The organism is Variovorax sp. Soil_C_26 (assembly GCF_057657075.1).
Map to the genome: position 1 here is coordinate 740300 of NZ_JBDGJC010000001.1, position 17922 is coordinate 758221.

At 66.5% G+C, this 17922-nt stretch carries 22 protein-coding genes and 3 tRNA genes; 13 read left to right on the top strand and 12 right to left on the bottom strand.

The window, feature by feature from the left end; translation table 11 throughout:
* The first annotated feature begins 72 nt into the window (after nt 1-72).
* Genes AC3A6G_RS03545 through AC3A6G_RS03575 form a run of 7 tightly spaced genes read left to right on the top strand, consistent with a single transcriptional unit; the run spans nt 73 to nt 4228 of the window.
* On the top strand, nt 73-1167 hold the full coding sequence (locus AC3A6G_RS03545; protein WP_487873090.1) for a hypothetical protein: 1095 nt from the start codon (nt 73-75) through the stop codon (nt 1165-1167).
* The gene (locus tag AC3A6G_RS03550; protein WP_487873091.1) at nt 1164-1814 is read left to right on the top strand and encodes a hypothetical protein; all 651 of its coding nucleotides are present in this window, start codon (nt 1164-1166) and stop codon (nt 1812-1814) included. Before AC3A6G_RS03545 ends, AC3A6G_RS03550 begins: the two co-directional genes overlap by 4 nt.
* Nucleotides 1811-2176: a hypothetical protein gene (locus AC3A6G_RS03555; protein WP_487873092.1), complete on the top strand. Its 366-nt coding sequence runs from the start codon at nt 1811-1813 to the stop codon at nt 2174-2176. Before AC3A6G_RS03550 ends, AC3A6G_RS03555 begins: the two co-directional genes overlap by 4 nt.
* Nucleotides 2173-2580 (top strand): hypothetical protein, encoded by a 408-nt coding sequence (locus AC3A6G_RS03560; protein ID WP_487873093.1) that lies wholly within the window; start codon nt 2173-2175, stop codon nt 2578-2580. The genes AC3A6G_RS03555 and AC3A6G_RS03560 overlap by 4 nt, the downstream gene beginning before the upstream one ends.
* Complete coding sequence (locus AC3A6G_RS03565) at nt 2577-2804, top strand: DUF4224 domain-containing protein (protein WP_487873094.1); 228 nt, start codon at nt 2577-2579, stop codon at nt 2802-2804. The genes AC3A6G_RS03560 and AC3A6G_RS03565 overlap by 4 nt, the downstream gene beginning before the upstream one ends.
* The gene (locus tag AC3A6G_RS03570; protein ID WP_487873095.1) at nt 2801-3895 is read left to right on the top strand and encodes a hypothetical protein; all 1095 of its coding nucleotides are present in this window, start codon (nt 2801-2803) and stop codon (nt 3893-3895) included. Before AC3A6G_RS03565 ends, AC3A6G_RS03570 begins: the two co-directional genes overlap by 4 nt.
* Before the next feature lie 9 nt (nt 3896-3904).
* Entirely contained in the window at nt 3905-4228 is a 324-nt protein-coding gene (locus AC3A6G_RS03575) for a hypothetical protein (RefSeq protein ID WP_487873096.1), read from the top strand.
* Nucleotides 4229-4243: 15 nt separating this feature from the next.
* Here the strand turns inward: AC3A6G_RS03575 and AC3A6G_RS03580 are convergent.
* The 9 genes from AC3A6G_RS03580 to folC form a co-directional block, all read right to left on the bottom strand.
* Nucleotides 4244-4320, bottom strand: a tRNA-Asp gene (locus AC3A6G_RS03580).
* Between the two features lie 69 nt (nt 4321-4389).
* A tRNA-Glu gene (locus AC3A6G_RS03585) sits at nt 4390-4465 on the bottom strand.
* Between the two features lie 51 nt (nt 4466-4516).
* A tRNA-Ala gene (locus AC3A6G_RS03590) sits at nt 4517-4592 on the bottom strand.
* A gap of 73 nt (nt 4593-4665) precedes the next feature.
* Complete coding sequence (gltX, locus tag AC3A6G_RS03595) at nt 4666-6060, bottom strand: glutamate--tRNA ligase (protein ID WP_487873097.1); 1395 nt, start codon at nt 6058-6060, stop codon at nt 4666-4668.
* A complete protein-coding gene (locus AC3A6G_RS03600) occupies nt 6057-7301 on the bottom strand; it encodes an O-succinylhomoserine sulfhydrylase (protein ID WP_487858259.1) in 1245 nt (414 codons plus the stop codon). The genes gltX and AC3A6G_RS03600 overlap by 4 nt, the downstream gene beginning before the upstream one ends.
* A 9-nt stretch (nt 7302-7310) precedes the next feature.
* Complete coding sequence (gene purF, locus AC3A6G_RS03605) at nt 7311-8837, bottom strand: amidophosphoribosyltransferase (protein ID WP_487858260.1); 1527 nt, start codon at nt 8835-8837, stop codon at nt 7311-7313.
* 12 nt (nt 8838-8849) lie between these two features.
* Nucleotides 8850-9335 (bottom strand): CvpA family protein, encoded by a 486-nt coding sequence (locus AC3A6G_RS03610; protein ID WP_487858261.1) that lies wholly within the window; start codon nt 9333-9335, stop codon nt 8850-8852.
* A gap of 18 nt (nt 9336-9353) precedes the next feature.
* Complete coding sequence (locus AC3A6G_RS03615) at nt 9354-10238, bottom strand: SPOR domain-containing protein (RefSeq protein WP_487873098.1); 885 nt, start codon at nt 10236-10238, stop codon at nt 9354-9356.
* Between the two features lie 71 nt (nt 10239-10309).
* The gene (gene folC, locus AC3A6G_RS03620; protein WP_487858263.1) at nt 10310-11617 is read right to left on the bottom strand and encodes a bifunctional tetrahydrofolate synthase/dihydrofolate synthase; all 1308 of its coding nucleotides are present in this window, start codon (nt 11615-11617) and stop codon (nt 10310-10312) included.
* An 81-nt stretch (nt 11618-11698) separates the two neighbouring features.
* Between folC and AC3A6G_RS03625 the strand changes: the two genes are divergently transcribed.
* From AC3A6G_RS03625 to argG, 4 genes are all read left to right on the top strand, one after another.
* Nucleotides 11699-12055 carry an ArsC family reductase gene (locus AC3A6G_RS03625; RefSeq protein WP_487858264.1) on the top strand — a complete coding sequence of 119 codons (357 nt, stop codon included), beginning with the start codon at nt 11699-11701 and terminating at the stop codon, nt 12053-12055.
* A gap of 56 nt (nt 12056-12111) precedes the next feature.
* On the top strand, nt 12112-12759 hold the full coding sequence (locus AC3A6G_RS03630) for a hypothetical protein (RefSeq protein ID WP_487858265.1): 648 nt from the start codon (nt 12112-12114) through the stop codon (nt 12757-12759).
* Nucleotides 12760-12888: 129 nt separating this feature from the next.
* The gene (gene ppnP / locus AC3A6G_RS03635) at nt 12889-13215 is read left to right on the top strand and encodes a pyrimidine/purine nucleoside phosphorylase (protein ID WP_487864067.1); all 327 of its coding nucleotides are present in this window, start codon (nt 12889-12891) and stop codon (nt 13213-13215) included.
* A 20-nt stretch (nt 13216-13235) separates the two neighbouring features.
* Entirely contained in the window at nt 13236-14576 is a 1341-nt protein-coding gene (gene argG, locus AC3A6G_RS03640) for an argininosuccinate synthase (RefSeq protein ID WP_487873099.1), read from the top strand.
* A gap of 30 nt (nt 14577-14606) precedes the next feature.
* Here argG and murB read toward each other — a convergent pair whose 3' ends face one another.
* Entirely contained in the window at nt 14607-15659 is a 1053-nt protein-coding gene (gene murB / locus AC3A6G_RS03645) for a UDP-N-acetylmuramate dehydrogenase (RefSeq protein ID WP_487858268.1), read from the bottom strand.
* Nucleotides 15660-15702: 43 nt separating this feature from the next.
* On the opposite strand from murB, the gene AC3A6G_RS03650 reads away from it, so the two are divergent.
* Together AC3A6G_RS03650 and AC3A6G_RS03655 are read left to right on the top strand one after the other, a co-directional pair.
* Nucleotides 15703-16188, top strand: coding sequence for a YajQ family cyclic di-GMP-binding protein (locus tag AC3A6G_RS03650; RefSeq protein ID WP_487864069.1), 486 nt, complete (start codon nt 15703-15705; stop codon nt 16186-16188).
* A gap of 11 nt (nt 16189-16199) precedes the next feature.
* Complete coding sequence (locus AC3A6G_RS03655; RefSeq protein WP_487858270.1) at nt 16200-16847, top strand: retropepsin-like aspartic protease family protein; 648 nt, start codon at nt 16200-16202, stop codon at nt 16845-16847.
* A gap of 6 nt (nt 16848-16853) precedes the next feature.
* Here AC3A6G_RS03655 and AC3A6G_RS03660 read toward each other — a convergent pair whose 3' ends face one another.
* Nucleotides 16854-17210 carry a RidA family protein gene (locus AC3A6G_RS03660; protein ID WP_487858271.1) on the bottom strand — a complete coding sequence of 119 codons (357 nt, stop codon included), beginning with the start codon at nt 17208-17210 and terminating at the stop codon, nt 16854-16856.
* A gap of 34 nt (nt 17211-17244) precedes the next feature.
* Nucleotides 17245-17880, bottom strand: coding sequence for a glycerol-3-phosphate 1-O-acyltransferase PlsY (gene plsY / locus AC3A6G_RS03665; RefSeq protein WP_487873100.1), 636 nt, complete (start codon nt 17878-17880; stop codon nt 17245-17247).
* Nucleotides 17881-17922: the final 42 nt, after the last annotated feature.

Sequence of the window (17922 nt, forward strand, 5' to 3'; positions counted from 1 at the left end):
CGTAGACAAGGTGCCCGTGACGTTGTGCCGTGCCCGCGCGCGGTATAGCCCCATCGCTACCGGAGAGCCAGCATGAGCGCCCAGTACGACAGCCTGCGAGGCTATGCACTCGCCATGCGCGTCTTGCAAAGCGATCTCTACGCCGCGCTCGATGACCGCGAGCGTGCAGAGTGCGACCACCTCATCACGGCCGGTCAATCGCCCGCTGTGGTGCCAGCAGTGCCGAGCGATGCGGTGCGCCCCTGCGAATACTGCGACGGCACCGGCGACGTTCACGGCCTTGATGGCGAGTGGCGTGGCGTCTGCAATTGCCCTGCGGGGGCCGCCCTCTCTCAGACCACGCAGCCGCAGGCAGAGGGAGCGGCGCGCAACGTCACTTCCGAAGAAGACAAGGTTTTGCGCAGCGCAGCTCTTGCGTCTTCCGAAATCATCGCGCGCGGCAGACTCATCACCCATCCCGCCGCTACACCGGCCGCCCCGAGCGAGGTAATGGCATGGCTCAACCCGGAGACTGGCGATTGCGTCAGCGCGAAGTGCAAGGCGGATTGGACTTCTGCATACGGGGAGAACGCAGGCGATGTGTACTCCGTCCCGTTGATCGCCGCCCTTGCCCAGCCCGCTCCCGTGGCAGCGCCTGCGCCCGTTATCTCCACGGAAGACAGCCTACGCACGCGACTGCGCTGGTCGCAGGAGAAGGTCGCTGAGTTGGAGGAAGTCGTTCGCGAGTTGCGAGGCAGGCTCCCTGGGCCGAACCTCGAAGACCTGTTGTCGTCCGCCTCACCCAGCGCGCCTGCGCCAGCTTCGGAAGCGGTGAACGCTCGCCGGTATCTTTGGTTGCGGGAGCAGGCCGAACCAAATCGCAACGGCGAGCGGCCATGGTGCACCGTGCGCGACAAAAAGGGCCACGCCTGGGTGTTCGGCAGCACGCTCGATTCGGCCATCGACGCCGCCCTCCAGACCGCGCCCCCGCAGGCTGCGCCAGCTTCGGAAGCGGTGGCCGAGATAGTGACTTTCGGCGGGCTCGATGGGCAGAAAGAGGTGTCCTGGCGCAAAGGGAAGATGCCGCCTGTCGGCACGAAGCTCTACGCCGCGCCCCCGCAGGCTGGAGCGGGAAATCAGGGGGAGGCCTCGCAGCCTGTCGATGGCGTACAGGGAGGCGAGGGATGATCGCAGCGCTGTACGTCGAAACGGACGGCGCCTACTTCGGGCTGCCTGGCGTGGATGCTTGGGATGAAGCCCGAGACGCGCGCCGATATGCCGGTCCGCATCCGGTGGTGGCGCACCCGCCCTGCCAACGTTGGGGCCGGTTCTGGCACGGAAGCACGCGCAAGCCACACCAGTTCAAGCTGGGCGATGACGGCGGCTGCTTCGCCGCTGCCTTCGCATCGTTGCGCAGGTTCGGTGGCGTGCTCGAGCATCCCGCCGACTCTCACGCATGGGCAGCGTTTGAGCTGAACAAGCCACCGCGCACTGGCGGATGGGTGTACGCCGGCCATGGGTTCTGGACCTGCTGCGTCTACCAAGGGCAGTACGGGCATCTGGCGGGGAAGCCGACATGGCTGCTGGCGTGCGGCATGCAGCCTTCCGACCTGCCGCAACTGCGCTGGGGCAAGACCGAGCAGCGCATCCACCCGCGAGCGCTGGAACTGCACGGCTACGAGAAGGCGCGACGCATCGGAATCATGGCGATGGTGGGCGGCAAGGACAAGACGCGCATCCGCAATGCCACACCGCCCGAGTTCCGTGGGGTCCTGCTGGCAATCGCGCGATCTGCTGCGCGCGTCCCCGTACAACTTGAACTGGAGACCGCATGACGAACCCCACAGAAGAAGTGAAGCTGCCCGAGCTGGAGGTGGTGGCGTATCTCGTGACGGGCGGGCGCGTTTTTCGCGAATCTGTCGTGAAGTCCCGCGAGACCGCCGAGCGCGACATTGCCAGCCGTAAAGACGGCAGCATTGCCGGCCCCCTCGTCCGCCTCTCCGACGCCCAGGCAGAGATTGCAGCGCTGACGGCGGATGCGGAGCGCTACCGCTGGCTGCGTCAGTACCCGAACAACATCAACGGTTGCGTGTACGGGCCGACCTATTCCAAAGAAGGCGGCGGCCTCTTGCGCCGCGACAGCTATCTCGACGCCGCAATCGATGCAGCCCGACAGACAACAAGGGAGCAGCCATGAGCACACTACACCCAGAGCTTGAGGCGCTGATGCCGGAGCCGGCTGCCTATTGCGAGCCGTTCAACCCATCAAACGCCAGCGCCTTTGCTTGGCCCGGGACCAGCCGTCGTGCCGGGCACGCAGCGCCCCTCTTCACCGCCGACCAGATGCGCGAGGCAATCAAAGGCGCGACGGAGCGGGCGGCGAAGCAGGAGCGCGAGCGGGGCGCCGAGTTGCTGGCCGCGCTGAAGGATCTCTCCGCGATGTACACCCACGCCTGGGATCTAGTTGACGGTGGCTTGGTGATGATGGGCGAGAGCGTGCCGATCTTCGAGAAGCGCCACAAGGCCGCAGGGAAGGCGATCAAGCGCTGTGAGGGCGACATTGCCGCTGCCATTGAGGGTGGAGATGGGGGTGGGCGATGAGCATCATCCTTTCAGAAGACGAACTGCTGGCGATCACTGGCTACAAGCTGTCCACGATGCAGCTTGAGGTTCTGCGCCGCCGCGGCTTCTACCGGGCCTACATCGGCCGCAAGGGGGTGATCCTCGAGCGGTCCCACTACGAGGCCGTCACGCGCGGCCAGGACGACGCGCCCGCTGCCCCGCCCCGCAAGGTCGCTCGGCTCACCAACCTGAGGGCCGCATGATCCGCGCCCGCAACAATCCTGACGGTTTGCCGTTCCGCGTCTACGAGCGCTACGGCAAAAGGCTCTACAGCATCGGCTACAAGATGAAGTCCGGGCGCTGGGCGTTCCGGTATCGCTGCCCGGTCGACGACGCCGCGCAGATCCAGAAGCTGCGCCGCAACGCGATTGCCGAGTCCGCGCGCGTGGTCGATGACGTGCCCGAAGGCGGCTTCGCCGGGTTGGTGGATGCGTGGTTCGAGTGGCAAGAAGGCTTGCCTGAAGGCTCGGCGAAGAAGCGCAAGGCGAGCACCATCGCCGAGAACAAGAACGAGGCCAAGCTGCTCAAGGCCGACTGGGGGCACTTCGAGGTGAACGAGATCACCCGGACGATGGGCTACGACTATCTCGAAGCCTATGAGCACACTCGGCCCGAGAAGGCGAACAAGGAGATCGCGCTGGCCCGTCTCATCCTCGAGTACGCGATCCGCAAGAACCTGATCCAGACCAACCCACTCGACCGGATCACGAAGAACAAGCGGGTCAAGGAGGCGAAGCGATACGTCACCGACGACGAGATGAACATCGTGGTCTCCACCGGCCGGGAGATGGGCGGCCCGTACCACATCATTGCGCTGGCGCTCAAGACGGCTTTCCTGTGCGTGCGCCGCTCATTCGAGGTGCGCAAGGTGGCGCGGGACGCCATCACCGAGGCCGGGATTCTCTGGACGGACTCAAAAGACCCGACGAAGCCTAAGAGCCTGATTCAGTGGTCGCCCGAGCTCCGCGAGACGATCGACGAGGTGCTGGCGATCAAGCGGAACAATCTGGCCGGATCGTTCCTGCTGTTCGGCAACCTGCAGGGGCAGCGCTACACGAAATCGGGCTGGGGGAAGCTGCTTGGGACGCTCATGGCGGCGTCGGAGGAAATAGCCCGGGCGATGGACATCGAGTTCCAGCACTTCAGCCTGCAGGACTGCCGGCCCAAAGGCGTAACCGACAAGCTCGAGCGCGGGGATACGGACACATCGAACGCCACCCTGCACACGAATGAAACCATGATCGCGCGCGTCTATGACCGGCGAGCCACCAAGAAAGCAACGCCTGCGGGCTGAAAGGAAACCATGGGGTACAACACAACCGTCGTCGTCCTGAACGACGCTCTTTCATTCATCGAGAACGATGCCGAGTTCGGCAGCCGCTTGGCCCGGGCCATTTCAGAGGCAGCCACAAACGGCGGGAAGCCGGTCAATGTCGCAGCCCGATCATCGCAAGGAGGCATCCACTGCAACGCTGCTACGGTGATCGAAAGCCACCACGCGGACTACTTCGTGACCGTGAAAGTCGGAAGGAACTGCGGCGAGGTCGTTCCTCAGCATATTCCAAAGACGCGAAATCAGATTCCAAAAAGACTAATGGGCCAGCAACCGAAGCTGCTAACCCATTGATTTCTAACGAGAATCTGGCGGAGTGGACGGGACTCGAACCCGCGACCCCCGGCGTGACAGGCCGGTATTCTAACCAACTGAACTACCACTCCTGGTAGACAACGTTCGCTCCTTGCGGAACCGAGTGTTGACGACTCGTGCCGGCTTCACTTGCGTGAAACTGGCGACCCTACGGGGATTCGAACCCCGGTAGCCACCGTGAAAGGGTGGTGTCCTAGGCCTCTAGACGATAGGGTCAAAACCTTGGACGTGCTGCGATCAGCACTTCTAACCTACTCGACACTTTGATGGTGGAGGTAAACGGGATCGAACCGATGACCTCTTGCATGCCATGCAAGCGCTCTCCCAGCTGAGCTATACCCCCATCTTGACCGTCGGGCTTTTCTTTTCAGAACTGCCTTGTTGTCGCTGTCGAGCCTCAGATTATAGACCGAGTTTTACGCCGCTTTCAAACGCTCGATCACTTTTTCTTGAGAAAAGATGGTGAGCACTGCATCGAGCGACGGCGTCTGCGGTGTGCCCATCACGAGAACGCGCACCGGCATCGCCAACACAGGCATCTTGAGCGAATGCGCGGCCAGGGTTTCCTTGATCGCCGCGGCGATCGCCGCCTTGTCCCACGTGGTGAGCGCTGCGAGCTTATCCGCCAACGTGGCGAGCGCGGGCTTCACCGCGTCGGTGACATGCTGCGCGCGGTCGGCGTCGCTCGGCGCCACGTCGGCATAGAAGGCCGCGGTCCAGTCGGCCAGCGCGACGGTGGTTTCGCAGCGGTCCTTGAAGAGCGCGCAGATGGCGACAAGCCGCTCATCAGCTTCAATGCCGCGCTTGCTCTTCAATTGAGCGGCCACCAGCGGCGCCAGCGCGTCGTCGGGCTTGGCCTTGATGTATTGCGCATTCACCCAGGCGAGCTTGGCCGCGTCCCACTGCGCCGGGCTCTTCGAGAGGTGCGAGCCGTCGAACCAGCTCACCATCTGCTCGCGCGTGAACAGCTCGTCGTCGCCATGGCTCCAGCCGAGGCGCGCCAGATAGTTGAGCATGGCTTCGGGCAGGTAGCCGTTGTCTTCGTAGGCGGTGACGCTCACCGCGCCGCGGCGCTTCGAGAGCTTCTGGCCGTCATCGCCGAGGATCACCGGCACATGGCCGAACTGCGGCAGCGGCGCGCCGAGCGCGCGGAAGATGTTGATCTGCCACGGCGTGTTGTTGATGTGCTCGTCGCCGCGGAACACATGCGTGATGTTCATGTCCCAATCGTCGACCACCACCGCGAAGTTGTAGGTGGGCACACCGTCGGGGCGCAGGATGATGAGGTCGTCGATCTCGCGGTTGTTGATGGTGATCTCGCCCTTGACGAGGTCGTTCCAGCTGACGTCGCCTTCGGGCGGGTTGCAGAAGCGCACCACGGGCGGCACGCCTTCGGGCACGGGCGGCAGCACCTTGCCGGGCTCCGGGCGCCAGCGGCGGTCGTACAGCGTCTTCTCGCCGCGCGCGCGCTGCGCTTCGCGCATCTCGTCGAGCTCGGCCGGCGTGCAGTAGCAGTGGTAGGCCGTGCCGGCCGCGAGCATCTGCGCGACGACTTCGCGGTAGCGCTCGAGGCGCTGCATCTGGTAGATCGGACCCTCGTCGTAGTCCAGGCCGAGCCAGTGCATCGACGCGAGGATCTGATCGGTGGAATCCTGCGTGGAACGGGCCACGTCGGTGTCCTCGATGCGCAGCACGAACTCGCCGCCATGGTGGCGCGCATAGGCCCACGAATAGAGCGCCGTGCGCGCGGTGCCCAGGTGAAGAAAGCCCGTGGGCGACGGAGCGATGCGGGTGCGAACTTTGGCGGTCATGTCGTTGTTGTTGATTGTGCGAAACCCGTCAGGGTGCCGAGGCCGCGTGCCAGGTCGGCCTTGATGTCCTCGACGTGCTCGAGACCGACGGCGACGCGGATCAGGCCCTGACCGATGCCGGCGGCCTGGCGCTGCACTTCGGTGAGGCGTCCGTGCGAGGTGGTCCCCGGATGGGTGACGATGGTCTTCACATCGCCGAGGTTGGTGGCAAGGCTCACCACGCGCGTGCTGTTCATCACGTGGAATGCATTGGCGCGCGCGGTCTCGGGCGTGTCGCCGACCACGTCGAACGACACCACCGCGCCGCCGAGCCCCGACTGCTGACGCATCGCGAGTTCGTGCTGCGGGTGCGATGCAAGGCCCGGGTAATACACGCGCGCAACACCGGGCTGCTTTTCGAGCCACTGCGCCACGTCGAGCGCGTTGGCGCAGTGCGCCTTCATGCGGATGCCGAGCGTCTCGATGCCCTTGAGAACGACCCACGCGTTGAACGGCGCAAGCGCCATGCCGGCGGTGCGCACCACAGGCCCGAATACGTCGTCGATGAGCTTCGACGGCCCGCAGATCGCGCCGGCCATCACGCGGCCCTGGCCGTCGAGGTGCTTGGTGCCCGAATGGATGATGAGGTCGGCGCCGAGCGATGCCGGTCGCTGGAGGATCGGCGTACAGAAACAGTTGTCGACCGCGAGCAGCGCCCCCGCGGCATGCGCCACGTCGGCCAGCGCGCGGATGTCGCAGACCTCGGTCAATGGATTGGTGGGGGTCTCGGCGAAAAGGAGCTTGGTGGTCGGCTTCAGGGCCGCGCGCCATTGCGCCACGTCGCTCTGCGAGACGAAGGTGGTCTCGACGCCGAACTTGGCGAACTCCTTGCCGAACAGGTTCAGCGTGGAGCCGAACACCGAGCGTGAGCAGATGACGTGATCGCCAGCCTTGAGCAGGCCCATGCACATCATGAGAATGGCGCCCATGCCGGTGGATGCGCCGATGGCCGCCTCGGTGCCCTCGAGCGCCGCGATGCGCCGCTCGAAGCTCGTCACCGTGGGATTCGACGTGCGCGAATACGTGAAGCCGGGCTCCGTGCCGGCAAAGCGGCGCGCGGAGGTCTCGGCGTCGGGCTGCAGGAAGCCGCTCGTCAGGAACAGCGCATCGGAATGCTCGCCGTACTGGCTCGGCGCCAGGCCGGTGCGCAGCGCGAGCGTGTCGGGATGCAGCCCGGGCGGAAGGGGGCGCTCATCGGTCATTTCACGCCCTCACTCGCTGTGATTGGGAAGCGCGAGACGCGACGAATCTTCTTCGGTCTCTTCGATGCGTGGGCGGTTGCCGTTCATGCGCGTGATGGCATCGGTGTCGATGTCGCCCGTCACGTACACGCCGTCGAAGCACGAGGCATCGAAGCCGTCGAGCGCGACGCCCGGCGAACCGGCAGTGCCCGGCGAACCCTTCATGACCGCGCGCTTCATCGCGTCGACGTCCTGGTAGATCAACGCGTCGCAGCCGATCAGCTCGCGGATCTCCTCGACCGTGCGGTCGTGCGCCACGAGCTCGTCCTTGGTCGGCATGTCGATGCCGTAGACGTTGGGGTAGCGCACCGGCGGCGCGGCGCTGGCGAGGTAGACCTTGCGCGCGCCGGCGTCGCGTGCCATCTGCACGATCTCGCGGCTCGTGGTGCCGCGCACGATCGAGTCGTCGACGAGCAGCACGTTGCGGCCCTTGAACTCGCTCGCGATCACGTTGAGCTTCTGGCGCACCGACTTCTTGCGCACGCCCTGCCCCGGCATGATGAAGGTGCGGCCCACGTAGCGGTTCTTCACGAAGCCTTCGCGGTACGGAATGCCGAGCAGGTGCGCGAGCTGCGTGGCGCTCGGGCGGCTCGATTCCGGAATCGGGATGATCACGTCGATCTGGTTCGGCGGCACGGTGGACACCACGCGCTTGGCCAGCGTCTCGCCGAGGTTGAGGCGCGCCTGGTAGACCGAGATGCCGTCGAGCACCGAGTCGGGCCGTGCGAGGTACACGAACTCGAAGATGCAGGGGTTGAGCGTGGGCGCCTCGGCGCACTGCATCGAGTGCACGTTGCCCTGCAGGTCGATGAACACGGCTTCGCCCGGCGCGATATTGCGCTCGAACGTGTGGCCCGAACCTTCGAGCGCGACCGATTCGCTCGCCACCATTACCGTGCCGTCGGCGCTGCGGCCCATGCTGAGCGGACGAATGCCGTACGGATCACGAAACGCGAGCAGGCCATGGCCTGCGATCAGCGACACCACCGCGTACGAGCCGCGCAGGCGCTTGTGCATGTTCTTGACTGCGGCGAACACTTCGGCCGGATTCAGCGGCACGCCGCGCGAGGCGCGCTCGAGTTCGTGCGCCAGCACGTTGAGCAGCACTTCGGAGTCGCTCTCGGTGTTGGTGTGGCGGTGGTCGGTCGAGAACAGCTCCGCACGCAGCGCGTGGGCGTTGGTGAGGTTGCCGTTGTGCACCAGCACGATGCCGAACGGCGCATTCACGTAGAAGGGCTGGGCCTCTTCCTCGCTGTAGGCATTGCCCGCGGTCGGGTAGCGCACCTGGCCCAGGCCCACCGCGCCCGGCAGCGCGCGCATGTTGCGCGTGCGGAACACGTCGCGCACCATGCCCTTGGCCTTGTGCATGAAGAACTTGCGTTCGAGCAGGGTGACGATGCCCGCCGCGTCCTGGCCGCGGTGCTGCAGCAGCAGCAAGGCGTCATAGAGCAGCTGGTTGACGGGTGCGTTGCTGACAACGCCGACGATTCCACACATGAACGATTCCTCTCAGGGCAGGTAGCTTGCCAACTTTTCAGGCAGCGCGGGTTTCAGGCCCTGCAATGCCGCATCGAGAACATTGGCGCTCAGCGAGTCGCGCCACCAGGCACTGTCGCTCAACGCCAGCAAATGAACAGTGACCGCCAGCACGAGCAAGGCCACCACGCCGCGCGCCGCACCGAAAGCCCCACCCAGAATGCGGTCCACAGGCCGCAGCCCGACCGCCGCAATCAACTTTCGCGTCAGCGCCGCCACGAGCCCGACGCCGAATGCCACCGCCACGAACACCAGCACGAACGCCAGCGGATAGCGCCAGGTCGCCTGCGGGTCGCCGAACGGCAGCCACGCCGCCACATCGGAGGCCAGCCACTGGGCGACGATGAATGCGGCCACCCAGCCCGCCAGCGAAATCACCTCGAACACCAGGCCACGCACCAGGCCAAACAACATCGACACGACGACGAACGTGACGGCGATCCAGTCGAGCAAGGCCACGGTGGCGGACTGTGGCTTCTACAACGTGAGGATGGCGGCCGGCAAAGACAAGGCCTTGACGCGCTCCGCCGCACGGGTGGCCTCTGCGCGCGAGGCAAAGGGGCCGACGCGCACGCGCGTGCGCTCGCCGCCCGAGGTCTTGGCCACGCTCACATAGGTCTTGAGGCCTGCCTTCTCGAGCTTCTGCCGCACGTCGCGGGCCTTGTCGGCCTCGGCGAATGCGCCCACCTGCACCACGAAGCGGCCGGCATCGTCGGCGGCTGCCGCCGGCTTGGCGGCCGTGGCGGCGGGCTTGCCTTCGAGCAAGGCGCGCGCCCGGGCAGCCTCCTCGGCCGCGGTCGGCTTGGCGGGCTTCGGCTCCGGCTTGGGTTCCGGCTTGGGTTCCGGCTTGGGTTCCGGTTTCGGCTCTGGCTTGGGTTCGGGCTTTGGCTCGGGCTTCGGCTCGGGTTTGGGTTCGGGCTTCGGTTCCGGATTGGCGGCAGCGGGCGGCGTGGGTGATGCGCTCGCAGCGGGCTTGCCCGGATCGATGACGGTCCCGTCGGCCGTCTCGGTGATGATGCCGCCGGCCGCAGGCGCGGATGCGACGCGCGGGCTGCCGCCCTCGCTCGCACCGCTGCTGTTGTTGCTGCTGGTGTTGGCGGCCGGGGCGGCAGGCACCGGCAGCGGCTTGACCTTGTTGCGGTCGGGAATCTCGATCGGGATGTCGACCGCGACCGGACGCGGTTGGGTATCGAACAGCAACGGGAACCCGATCACACCGACCAGCACCAGCACCGCCGCGCCCACGAGCCGATGCCGCGCGCGGCGACGCATGGATTCGACACTTTCCGCAGGCGCTGCAGCCGGAGCGCTGCGCCCTTCGTTGCCTTGTGGGCCGCGCGTGCGGAACTTGAAAAACGCCATGAAGTTCGATCCCTGAGGAGTGCAGCGGGGTGATGCCGGATGGTGCGGACGTGGAGCAGAGCTGTGGCGTTTCAGCCGCCGGGCAGCAGGTGTTTGGCCTGCAGCCGCGGGGTGCCGTTTTGGAGCACGCCACCCACGGTGAAGAACGATCCGAAGACCACGATTCTATCAGCGGGGTCGGCCTGCTCGATGGCCGCGCGCAGCGCCTCCATGGGCCCCGCGTGCACGCTGCCGGAGGCGTCGGCGCGCGTGTTCTGCGCCTGCCAGCGCGCGAGCAGGTCGTCCGCCTTGGCGGCGCGCGGCGTCGGCAGGTCGGTGAAATACCAGCGGTCGATCAGCGGCCCGATGCGCGCAAGGATGGGTGCGAGGTCCTTGTCGGCCATCACGCCGAACACGCCATGCGTGGTGGGATAGAAGCCCATCGCGTCGAGGTTCTCGGCCAGCGCTGCGACGGCATGCGCGTTGTGCGCCACGTCGAGCACCAGCGCCGGTTCGCCCGGAACGATCTGGAAGCGTCCCGGCAGCTCAACCATCGCGAGCCCGCTGCGAACCGCCTGCGCCGTGATCGGCAAGAGCGGCCTGAGCGCCTCGAGCGCCGCCAGCACGCCCGCCGCATTGAGGAGTTGGTTGGCGCCGCGCAGCGCCGGATAGGCCAGCCCGCTGTAGCGCCGGCCGCGGCCCGACCAGCCCCACTGCTGCTTGTCGCCCGAGACGTTGAAGTCGTGCCCGAAGCGCCACAGTTGTGCACCGACCGCGCCCGCGTGGTCGATCACGCTCTGCGGCGGCACCGGGTCGCTCACGATCGCGGGCTTGCCCGCGCGCATGATGCCGGCCTTCTCGAAACCGATGCGCTCCCGGTCGGGGCCGAGGTAGTCCATGTGGTCGAGGTCGATGCTGGTGATGACCGCGCAGTCGGTGTCGATGATGTTGACCGCGTCGAGCCGGCCGCCGAGCCCCACTTCGAGGATCGCGACGTCGGGCTTTTCCTCGGCCATGCAGCGCAGGATGCCGAGCGTGGTGAATTCGAAGTAGGTCAGGGCCATCTCGCCCCGCGCCGCCTCGACGGCCTCGAAGTTTGCTATCAGTTTGGAAGCATCGACGGCTTCGCCCGCGAGCCGCAGCCGTTCCTCGAACCGCACCAGGTGCGGCGAGGTGAACACCGCCGTGCGGTAGCCCGCATGCCCGAGGATCGATTCGAGCATGGCGCAGGTCGAGCCCTTGCCATTGGTGCCGGCCACGGTGATGACCGGGCAGTCGAAGCGCAGGCCCAGGCGGGTGGCCATTTCCTTGGCACGGTCGAGGCCGAGCTCGATGTTCTTCGGATGGAGTTGCTCGGCGCGCGCGAGCCAGTCTTCGAGGGTTTGCATGGAGGCCGGCATTGTCGCCGACCCGGTAAAGGCGCGGGCGGCCGGGTCTTCTCGGCCGAACCGCGGCCGCGCTTTCGCGGCATCATCGCGGGCATGACCATCCTCTACGGCATTCCCAACTGCGACACCGTCAAGCGTGCCCGCACCTGGCTCGCTGACAACGGCATCGCTTACACCTTCCACGATTTCAAGAAACAGGGCGTGCCCGAGGCCGAACTCGACCAATGGCTCCAGAGCCCCGGCTGGGAAGCCCTGGTCAATCGCCGCGGCACCACCTGGCGCAAGCTAGACGACGCCACGCGCAATGCGGTGGTCGATGCCGCATCGGCGCGCGCGGTGCTGCTGGCCAACCCGAGCCTGATCAAGCGGCCCGTGGTCAACTGGGGCGGCCGACACGGCGTTACCACGGGGTTCGACGCCGCAGCCTGGGCTGCTGTGAACGCCGCGTAAACCCGGGAACCCCGCCCCACCGCCGCCCTCCAACCCGATCTGCAGGAGAGAACACCATGAACAAACACGTTTTTCGAAGCCTCGCGGGCGTTTCGGTGCTCGGCATGCTGGCCCTGGGGGCCGGTGCGGTGCACGCGCAACAACAGCAGCAGGTGGTGCAGGCGCGCGTGATTTCCGCCACGCCGATCCGCGAGACCACCGGCAGCGACGTGAGCTACAACGTCACCTACGAATACAACGGGCGCCAGTACACCACGCGCACCGACAGCCAGCCCGGTGCCACGATCCCGGTCCAGGCCAACGCCTATGGCGTCACCACCTTGCCGGTCGCGCCGCAACCGCAGCTGCAAGCCTACCCGGTCGAAGCCGGCAACAGCCCCGGCCACAGCCAGCAGTACGAGCCGCAATACGAGCCGCAGGACCGCCGGGCCGACGGCTCGCGCTGGGACAACGTGGTGCCCGAGCCCGGCGTGGTGGTCTCCAATGCGCCGGCCCCCGCCCCCGTGTACTCGCGGCCCGCTCCGGTCTATGCGCCACCGGTCTACGCCCCGCCGGTCTACGTGCAACCCGCCTACGCCTACCCGTATGCACAGCCCTATGTGCAACCCTATGCCTACCCGCCGGTCGGCCTTTCGCTGAATTTCGGCTATTCGCGCGGCTGGGGCGGCCACCGCGGCGGCTGGCGCCATCGGCACTGGCGCTGAGGCGCCCGGCCCGCGCGGGTCGGCGCCGGGCAAGCCCTAAAATCGGGGACTTTCCAACCCCCGGGGGTGCGCTGCCGCAGCGGCGCGTCTTCGACCCCACGCCGACCGCCCCTGCGCCGGCGCCATCCAATGACGACGACTACCGACACTCTCAACAGCGCCGCAGTGGCCACCAAGGCCAATGTGTATTTCGACGGCAAGTGCGTGAGCCACAGCCTCACGCTCGCGGACGGCACCCAAAAGTCGGTCGGCGTGATCCTGCCCGCCACCCTCACCTTCAACACCGGCGCGGCCGAGATCATGGAAGGCACTTCCGGCAGCTGCGAATACCAGTTGGCAGGCACCACCGAATGGATCGCTTCGGGCCCGGGCCAGAAGTTCAGCATCCCCGGCAACTCGAGCTTCCAGATCCGCGTCACTGGCGAGCCCTACAGCTACATCTGCCATTTCGGCTGAACCGAGAGACGGACACCCACATGTCGACCATTCTTCAGAACGTACCCGCCGGCCAGAAAGTCGGCATCGCCTTTTCGGGCGGCCTGGACACCAGCGCGGCGCTGCACTGGATGCGCAACAAGGGCGCGATCCCCTACGCCTACACCGCCAACCTCGGCCAGCCCGACGAGCCCGACTACGACGAGATCCCGCGCAAGGCCATGCTCTACGGCGCCGAGAATGCGCGCCTGATCGACTGCCGCGTGCAGCTCGCCAATGAGGGCATCGCCGCACTGCAGGCCGGCGCTTTCCACGTGACCACCGCGGGCGTCACCTACTTCAACACCACGCCGCTGGGCCGCGCCGTCACGGGCACGATGCTGGTGTCGGCCATGAAGGAAGACGACGTCCACATCTGGGGCGACGGCAGCACCTACAAGGGCAATGACATCGAGCGCTTCTACCGCTACGGCCTGCTCACCAACCCGAGCCTCAAGATCTACAAGCCGTGGCTCGACCAGGTCTTCATCGACGAGCTCGGCGGCCGCGCCGAGATGTCGGCATTCATGCAGAAGGCCGGCTTCGCCTACAAGATGTCGTCCGAGAAGGCCTACTCGACCGACTCGAACATGCTGGGCGCCACCCACGAAGCCAAGGACCTCGAGCACCTGAACAGCGGCATGCAGATCGTGCAGCCGATCATGGGCGTGGCGTTCTGGAAGGACGAAGTCGAGGTCAAGCGCGAGACGGTGTCGGTGCGCTTCGAAGAGGGCGTGCCCGTGGCGCTGAACGGCGTGGCCTACCCGAACCTGGTCGACCTGATCCTCGAAGCCAATCGCATCGGCGGGCGCCACGGCCTGGGCATGAGCGACCAGATCGAGAACCGCATCATCGAGGCCAAGAGCCGCGGCATCTACGAGGCGCCCGGCCTCGCGCTGCTGTTCATCGCCTACGAGCGCCTCGTGACCGGCATCCACAACGAGGACACGATCGAGCAGTACCGCGACCATGGCCGCAAGCTCGGCCGCCTGCTCTACCAGGGCCGCTGGTTCGACCCGCAGGCCATCATGCTGCGCGAGACGGCGCAACGCTGGGTGGCGCGCGCGATCACCGGCGACGTCACGGTCGAGCTGCGCCGCGGCAACGACTACTCGATCCTCAACACCGAGTCGCCCAACCTCACCTACAAGCCCGAGCGCCTGAGCATGGAAAAGGTCGAAGGCGCCTTCACGCCGCTCGACCGCATCGGCCAGCTGACCATGCGCAACCTCGACATCGTCGACACGCGCGAGAAGCTCGCGATCTACACGCGCACGGGCCTGCTGTCGGCGAGCCAGGGCGCTTCTCTGCCGAAGCTCGCGAACGACGACGAAGGCAAATAAAGCACGAGTGGCGCACCAAGGCGGCGCCGCTCAGACCACCACCGGCTCCGGCTCCAGCCGGATGCCGAAGCGCTCGTACACGCTGGTCTGGATGGCCTTTGCCAGCGTCATGACCTCGCCGCCCGTGACCGGGTTCTCGAGTCCGCCGCGGTTCACCAGCACCAGCGCCTGCCTCTCGTAGACGCCGGCATTGCCGACCGACTTGCCCTTCCAGCCGCAGGCGTCGATGAGCCACCCGGCCGCGAGCTTGATGGTGCCGTCGTCCATCGGGTAGTGCACGATCTTGGGGTCGCGCGCGATGATGTCGGCGCACTGCTCGGGCGTGACCGTCGGGTTCTTGAAGAAGCTGCCCGCATTGCCGAGCACGCGCCAGTCGGGCAGCTTGGCGCGGCGGATGGCGCAGATCCAGTCGAAGACATCGGTGGGGCTGGGCGTGAAATTGCCCGTTTCCTCCATCTTGCGCTCGAGGTCGAGGTAGCCCGCCACCGCCTTCCATGGCCGCGGCAGGCGAAAGCGCACGCGCGTGATCAGCGCCCGGCCGGAGAGCCCGAAGTCGGTCGGCCCGGCGGGCACGTGCTTGAACACCGAATCGCGGTAGCCGAAGGCGCACTGCGCGGCATCGAGCGTGAAGCTGCGGCCGGTATCCAGGTCGATGGCGTCGAGCGAATCGAAGCGGTCCTGCAGCTCGACGCCGTAGGCGCCGATGTTCTGCACCGGCGCGCCGCCCACGGTGCCCGGGATGAGCGCCAGGTTCTCGAGCCCCGGATAGCCGTGCGCAAGCATCCACTGCACCGCCTCGTGCCAGGTTTCGCCCGCCCCCGCCTCCACGATCCAGGCGCGCGGCGTCTCTTCGACCAGGCGCAGCCCCTTGATCTCGACCTTCAGCACCAGCGGCTTCACGTCGCCGGTGATCACGATGTTGCTGCCGCCGCCGAGCACGAAGCGCGGCGCATCGCGCCACCGGGGGTCGGCCAGCAGCGCGGCCACGTCCGATTCGCTCGCGATGCGCGCCAGGTGCTGCGCGCGCGCGGCAATGCCGAAGCTGTTGTAGGGCTGCAGCGGGACGTTGTTCTCCACGATCATGGGAGAATTGTCGCATCCAGCTACCCGTGAATCAGGAGAGTCCATGCCGTCTTTCGACACCGTCTGCGAACCCAACCTGCCCGAAGTGAAGAACGCGGTCGAGAACACCGCCAAGGAAATCGCGACCCGCTTCGATTTCAAGGGCACGGCCGCCGCCGTCGAGCTCAAGGACAAGGAAATCACCATGATCGGCGATGCCGAGTTCCAGCTCGTGCAGGTGGAAGACATCCTGCGCAGCAAGCTCACCAAGCGCAGCGTCGATGTGCGCTTCCTCGACAAGGGCGACGTCCAGAAGATGGGCGGCGACAAGGTCAAGCAGGTCATCAAGATCAAGAGCGGCATCGAGAGCGAGCAGGCCAAGAAGATCACCCGCATCGTCAAGGACAGCAAGCTCAAGGTGCAGGCCGCGATCCAGGGCGATGCGGTGCGCATCACCGGCGCCAAGCGCGACGACCTGCAGGCGGCGATGGCGCTCATCAAGAAAGAGGTGCCCGACATGCCGCTGAGCTTCGACAACTTCCGCGACTGACCGAGCCTCGCATGCGCTCCCTCGTCGTCGCCGCAGCGCTGCTGCTGTGCGCTGCAGCCGGCGTGCAGGCGGCCAGTTCGGTCATGTTGACCGGCACCATCGGCAGCCGCGCGATCCTGATCGTGAACGGTGCGCCGCCCAAGACCGTGGCGGTCGGCGAGACCTTCCAGGGCGTGAAGCTGGTCTCACTGCAGGCCGAGCAGGCGGTGGTCGAGCTCGAGGGCAAGCGCGTCAGCCTGCGCATGGACACGCCCGTGAGCATCGGCGGCGGCGGTGGGGGCAATGGCGGCGGTAGCCGCATCGTGCTGCCGGCCGACAGCCGGGGCCATTTCATGACACAGGGCGCCATCAACGGGCGCACCGTCACCTTCATGCTCGACACCGGCGCGACCTCGATCGCGCTGTCGGCCGACGACGCCAAGCGCATCGGCCTGGACTACAGCAAGGCGCAGCGCATCCAGATCAGCACGGCGAACGGCGTCTCGACCGGCCACAGGCTGCGGCTCCAATCGGTGCGCGTGGGCGATGTCGAGGTCTACGACATCGAGGCCGTGGTGTCACCGCAGCCGATGCCCTTCGTGCTGTTGGGCAACAGCTTCATCAATCGTTTCTCGATGCGCCGCGACGCCGACCAGATGGTCCTCGAGAAGCGGTACTGACGCCCCTCAGGCTGCTGCAGCGGCGGTGACGACGATCTCGATCTTGTAGGCTGCGTTGGCCATCTTGGCCTGCACCGTCGCGCGCGGCGGGGTGTTGCCGGCGGGAATCCAGGCGTCCCAGACCTCGTTCATCGCCGTGATGTCGCCGATGTCGGCCAGGAAGATCTGCGTCATGAGGATGCGCGACTTGTCGCTGCCGGCTTCGGCCAGCAGGCGGTCGACCATCGCCAGCACCTGCGCGGTCTGGCCGCGGATGTCCTGCGTGGTGTCGTCGGGCACCTGGCCCGCGAGGTAGATGGTGCCGTTGTGCACGGCCGTCTCGGAAAGGCGCGGGCCGACGTGGAAGCGGGTGATGGAAGCCATAGTCGTTTCTGTCCTTGTTGGTTTCGTTGGTTGCTCAAGCTTTTTTCTTCGCACCGAGCTTCGACTCGGTGCCGGCCGCGAGCCGGCGGATGTTCTCGCGGTGCCGCCATATCAGCAGCAGGCTCATCACGACGAGCGCGATCAGCACCGTGCGGTCGAGCGCCCAGGCGATATTGCCCCCCAGCAGGTAATACGCCGGCGCAAAGAAGGCTGCCACCAGCGAAGACAGCGACGAATAGCGGAAAAATACCGCAATGATCAGCCAGGTGGCGCCGGTGGCGAGCCCGAGCCAGGGCGCAATGCCCACTAGCACACCCGCGGCGGTGGCCACGCCCTTGCCGCCCTGGAAGCCGAAGAACACCGGATACAGGTGCCCGAGGAACGCCGCCAGGCCCGCGAGCGCGGCCACGCCCTCGCCGAGCCCCCACTGCGCGCCGAAATGCCGGATCGCGAATACCGGCAGCCAGCCCTTCACCGCATCGAGCAGCAGCGTGGCGAGCGCCGCGCCCTTGTTGCCCGAGCGCAGCACGTTGGTGGCGCCCGGGTTCTTGCTGCCGTAGCTGCGCGGATCGGCCATGCCGAGCGCCTTGCTCACGATGACGGCGAAGGACAGCGAGCCGATCAGGTACGAGATGACGATGGCGGCGAGGGAAGGCAGGTCGAGGCTCAAGGCGCGCTCCACGTGGGATGGATTTCTTTTCGTTCTGGTGGC

What these genes read in the sequence shown, in the direction of transcription:
- AC3A6G_RS03560 (WP_487873093.1), top strand. Translation starts at nt 2,173, where the DNA reads ATGAGCACACTACACCCAGAGCTTGAGGCGCTGATGCCGGAGCCGGCT.
- AC3A6G_RS03600 (WP_487858259.1), bottom strand. Translation starts at nt 7,301, where the DNA reads ATGACCGATGAGCGCCCCCTTCCGCCCGGGCTGCATCCCGACACGCTC.
- AC3A6G_RS03615 (WP_487873098.1), bottom strand. Translation starts at nt 10,238, where the DNA reads ATGGCGTTTTTCAAGTTCCGCACGCGCGGCCCACAAGGCAACGAAGGG.
- AC3A6G_RS03660 (WP_487858271.1), bottom strand. Translation starts at nt 17,210, where the DNA reads ATGGCTTCCATCACCCGCTTCCACGTCGGCCCGCGCCTTTCCGAGACG.
- AC3A6G_RS03545 (WP_487873090.1), top strand. Translation starts at nt 73, where the DNA reads ATGAGCGCCCAGTACGACAGCCTGCGAGGCTATGCACTCGCCATGCGC.
- gltX (WP_487873097.1), bottom strand. Translation starts at nt 6,060, where the DNA reads ATGACCGCCAAAGTTCGCACCCGCATCGCTCCGTCGCCCACGGGCTTT.
- AC3A6G_RS03625 (WP_487858264.1), top strand. Translation starts at nt 11,699, where the DNA reads ATGACCATCCTCTACGGCATTCCCAACTGCGACACCGTCAAGCGTGCC.
- ppnP (WP_487864067.1), top strand. Translation starts at nt 12,889, where the DNA reads ATGACGACGACTACCGACACTCTCAACAGCGCCGCAGTGGCCACCAAG.
- AC3A6G_RS03630 (WP_487858265.1), top strand. Translation starts at nt 12,112, where the DNA reads ATGAACAAACACGTTTTTCGAAGCCTCGCGGGCGTTTCGGTGCTCGGC.
- AC3A6G_RS03650 (WP_487864069.1), top strand. Translation starts at nt 15,703, where the DNA reads ATGCCGTCTTTCGACACCGTCTGCGAACCCAACCTGCCCGAAGTGAAG.
- AC3A6G_RS03570 (WP_487873095.1), top strand. Translation starts at nt 2,801, where the DNA reads ATGATCCGCGCCCGCAACAATCCTGACGGTTTGCCGTTCCGCGTCTAC.
- AC3A6G_RS03550 (WP_487873091.1), top strand. Translation starts at nt 1,164, where the DNA reads ATGATCGCAGCGCTGTACGTCGAAACGGACGGCGCCTACTTCGGGCTG.
- AC3A6G_RS03555 (WP_487873092.1), top strand. Translation starts at nt 1,811, where the DNA reads ATGACGAACCCCACAGAAGAAGTGAAGCTGCCCGAGCTGGAGGTGGTG.
- folC (WP_487858263.1), bottom strand. Translation starts at nt 11,617, where the DNA reads ATGCCGGCCTCCATGCAAACCCTCGAAGACTGGCTCGCGCGCGCCGAG.
- AC3A6G_RS03575 (WP_487873096.1), top strand. Translation starts at nt 3,905, where the DNA reads ATGGGGTACAACACAACCGTCGTCGTCCTGAACGACGCTCTTTCATTC.
- argG (WP_487873099.1), top strand. Translation starts at nt 13,236, where the DNA reads ATGTCGACCATTCTTCAGAACGTACCCGCCGGCCAGAAAGTCGGCATC.
- AC3A6G_RS03565 (WP_487873094.1), top strand. Translation starts at nt 2,577, where the DNA reads ATGAGCATCATCCTTTCAGAAGACGAACTGCTGGCGATCACTGGCTAC.
- murB (WP_487858268.1), bottom strand. Translation starts at nt 15,659, where the DNA reads ATGATCGTGGAGAACAACGTCCCGCTGCAGCCCTACAACAGCTTCGGC.
- AC3A6G_RS03655 (WP_487858270.1), top strand. Translation starts at nt 16,200, where the DNA reads ATGCGCTCCCTCGTCGTCGCCGCAGCGCTGCTGCTGTGCGCTGCAGCC.
- purF (WP_487858260.1), bottom strand. Translation starts at nt 8,837, where the DNA reads ATGTGTGGAATCGTCGGCGTTGTCAGCAACGCACCCGTCAACCAGCTG.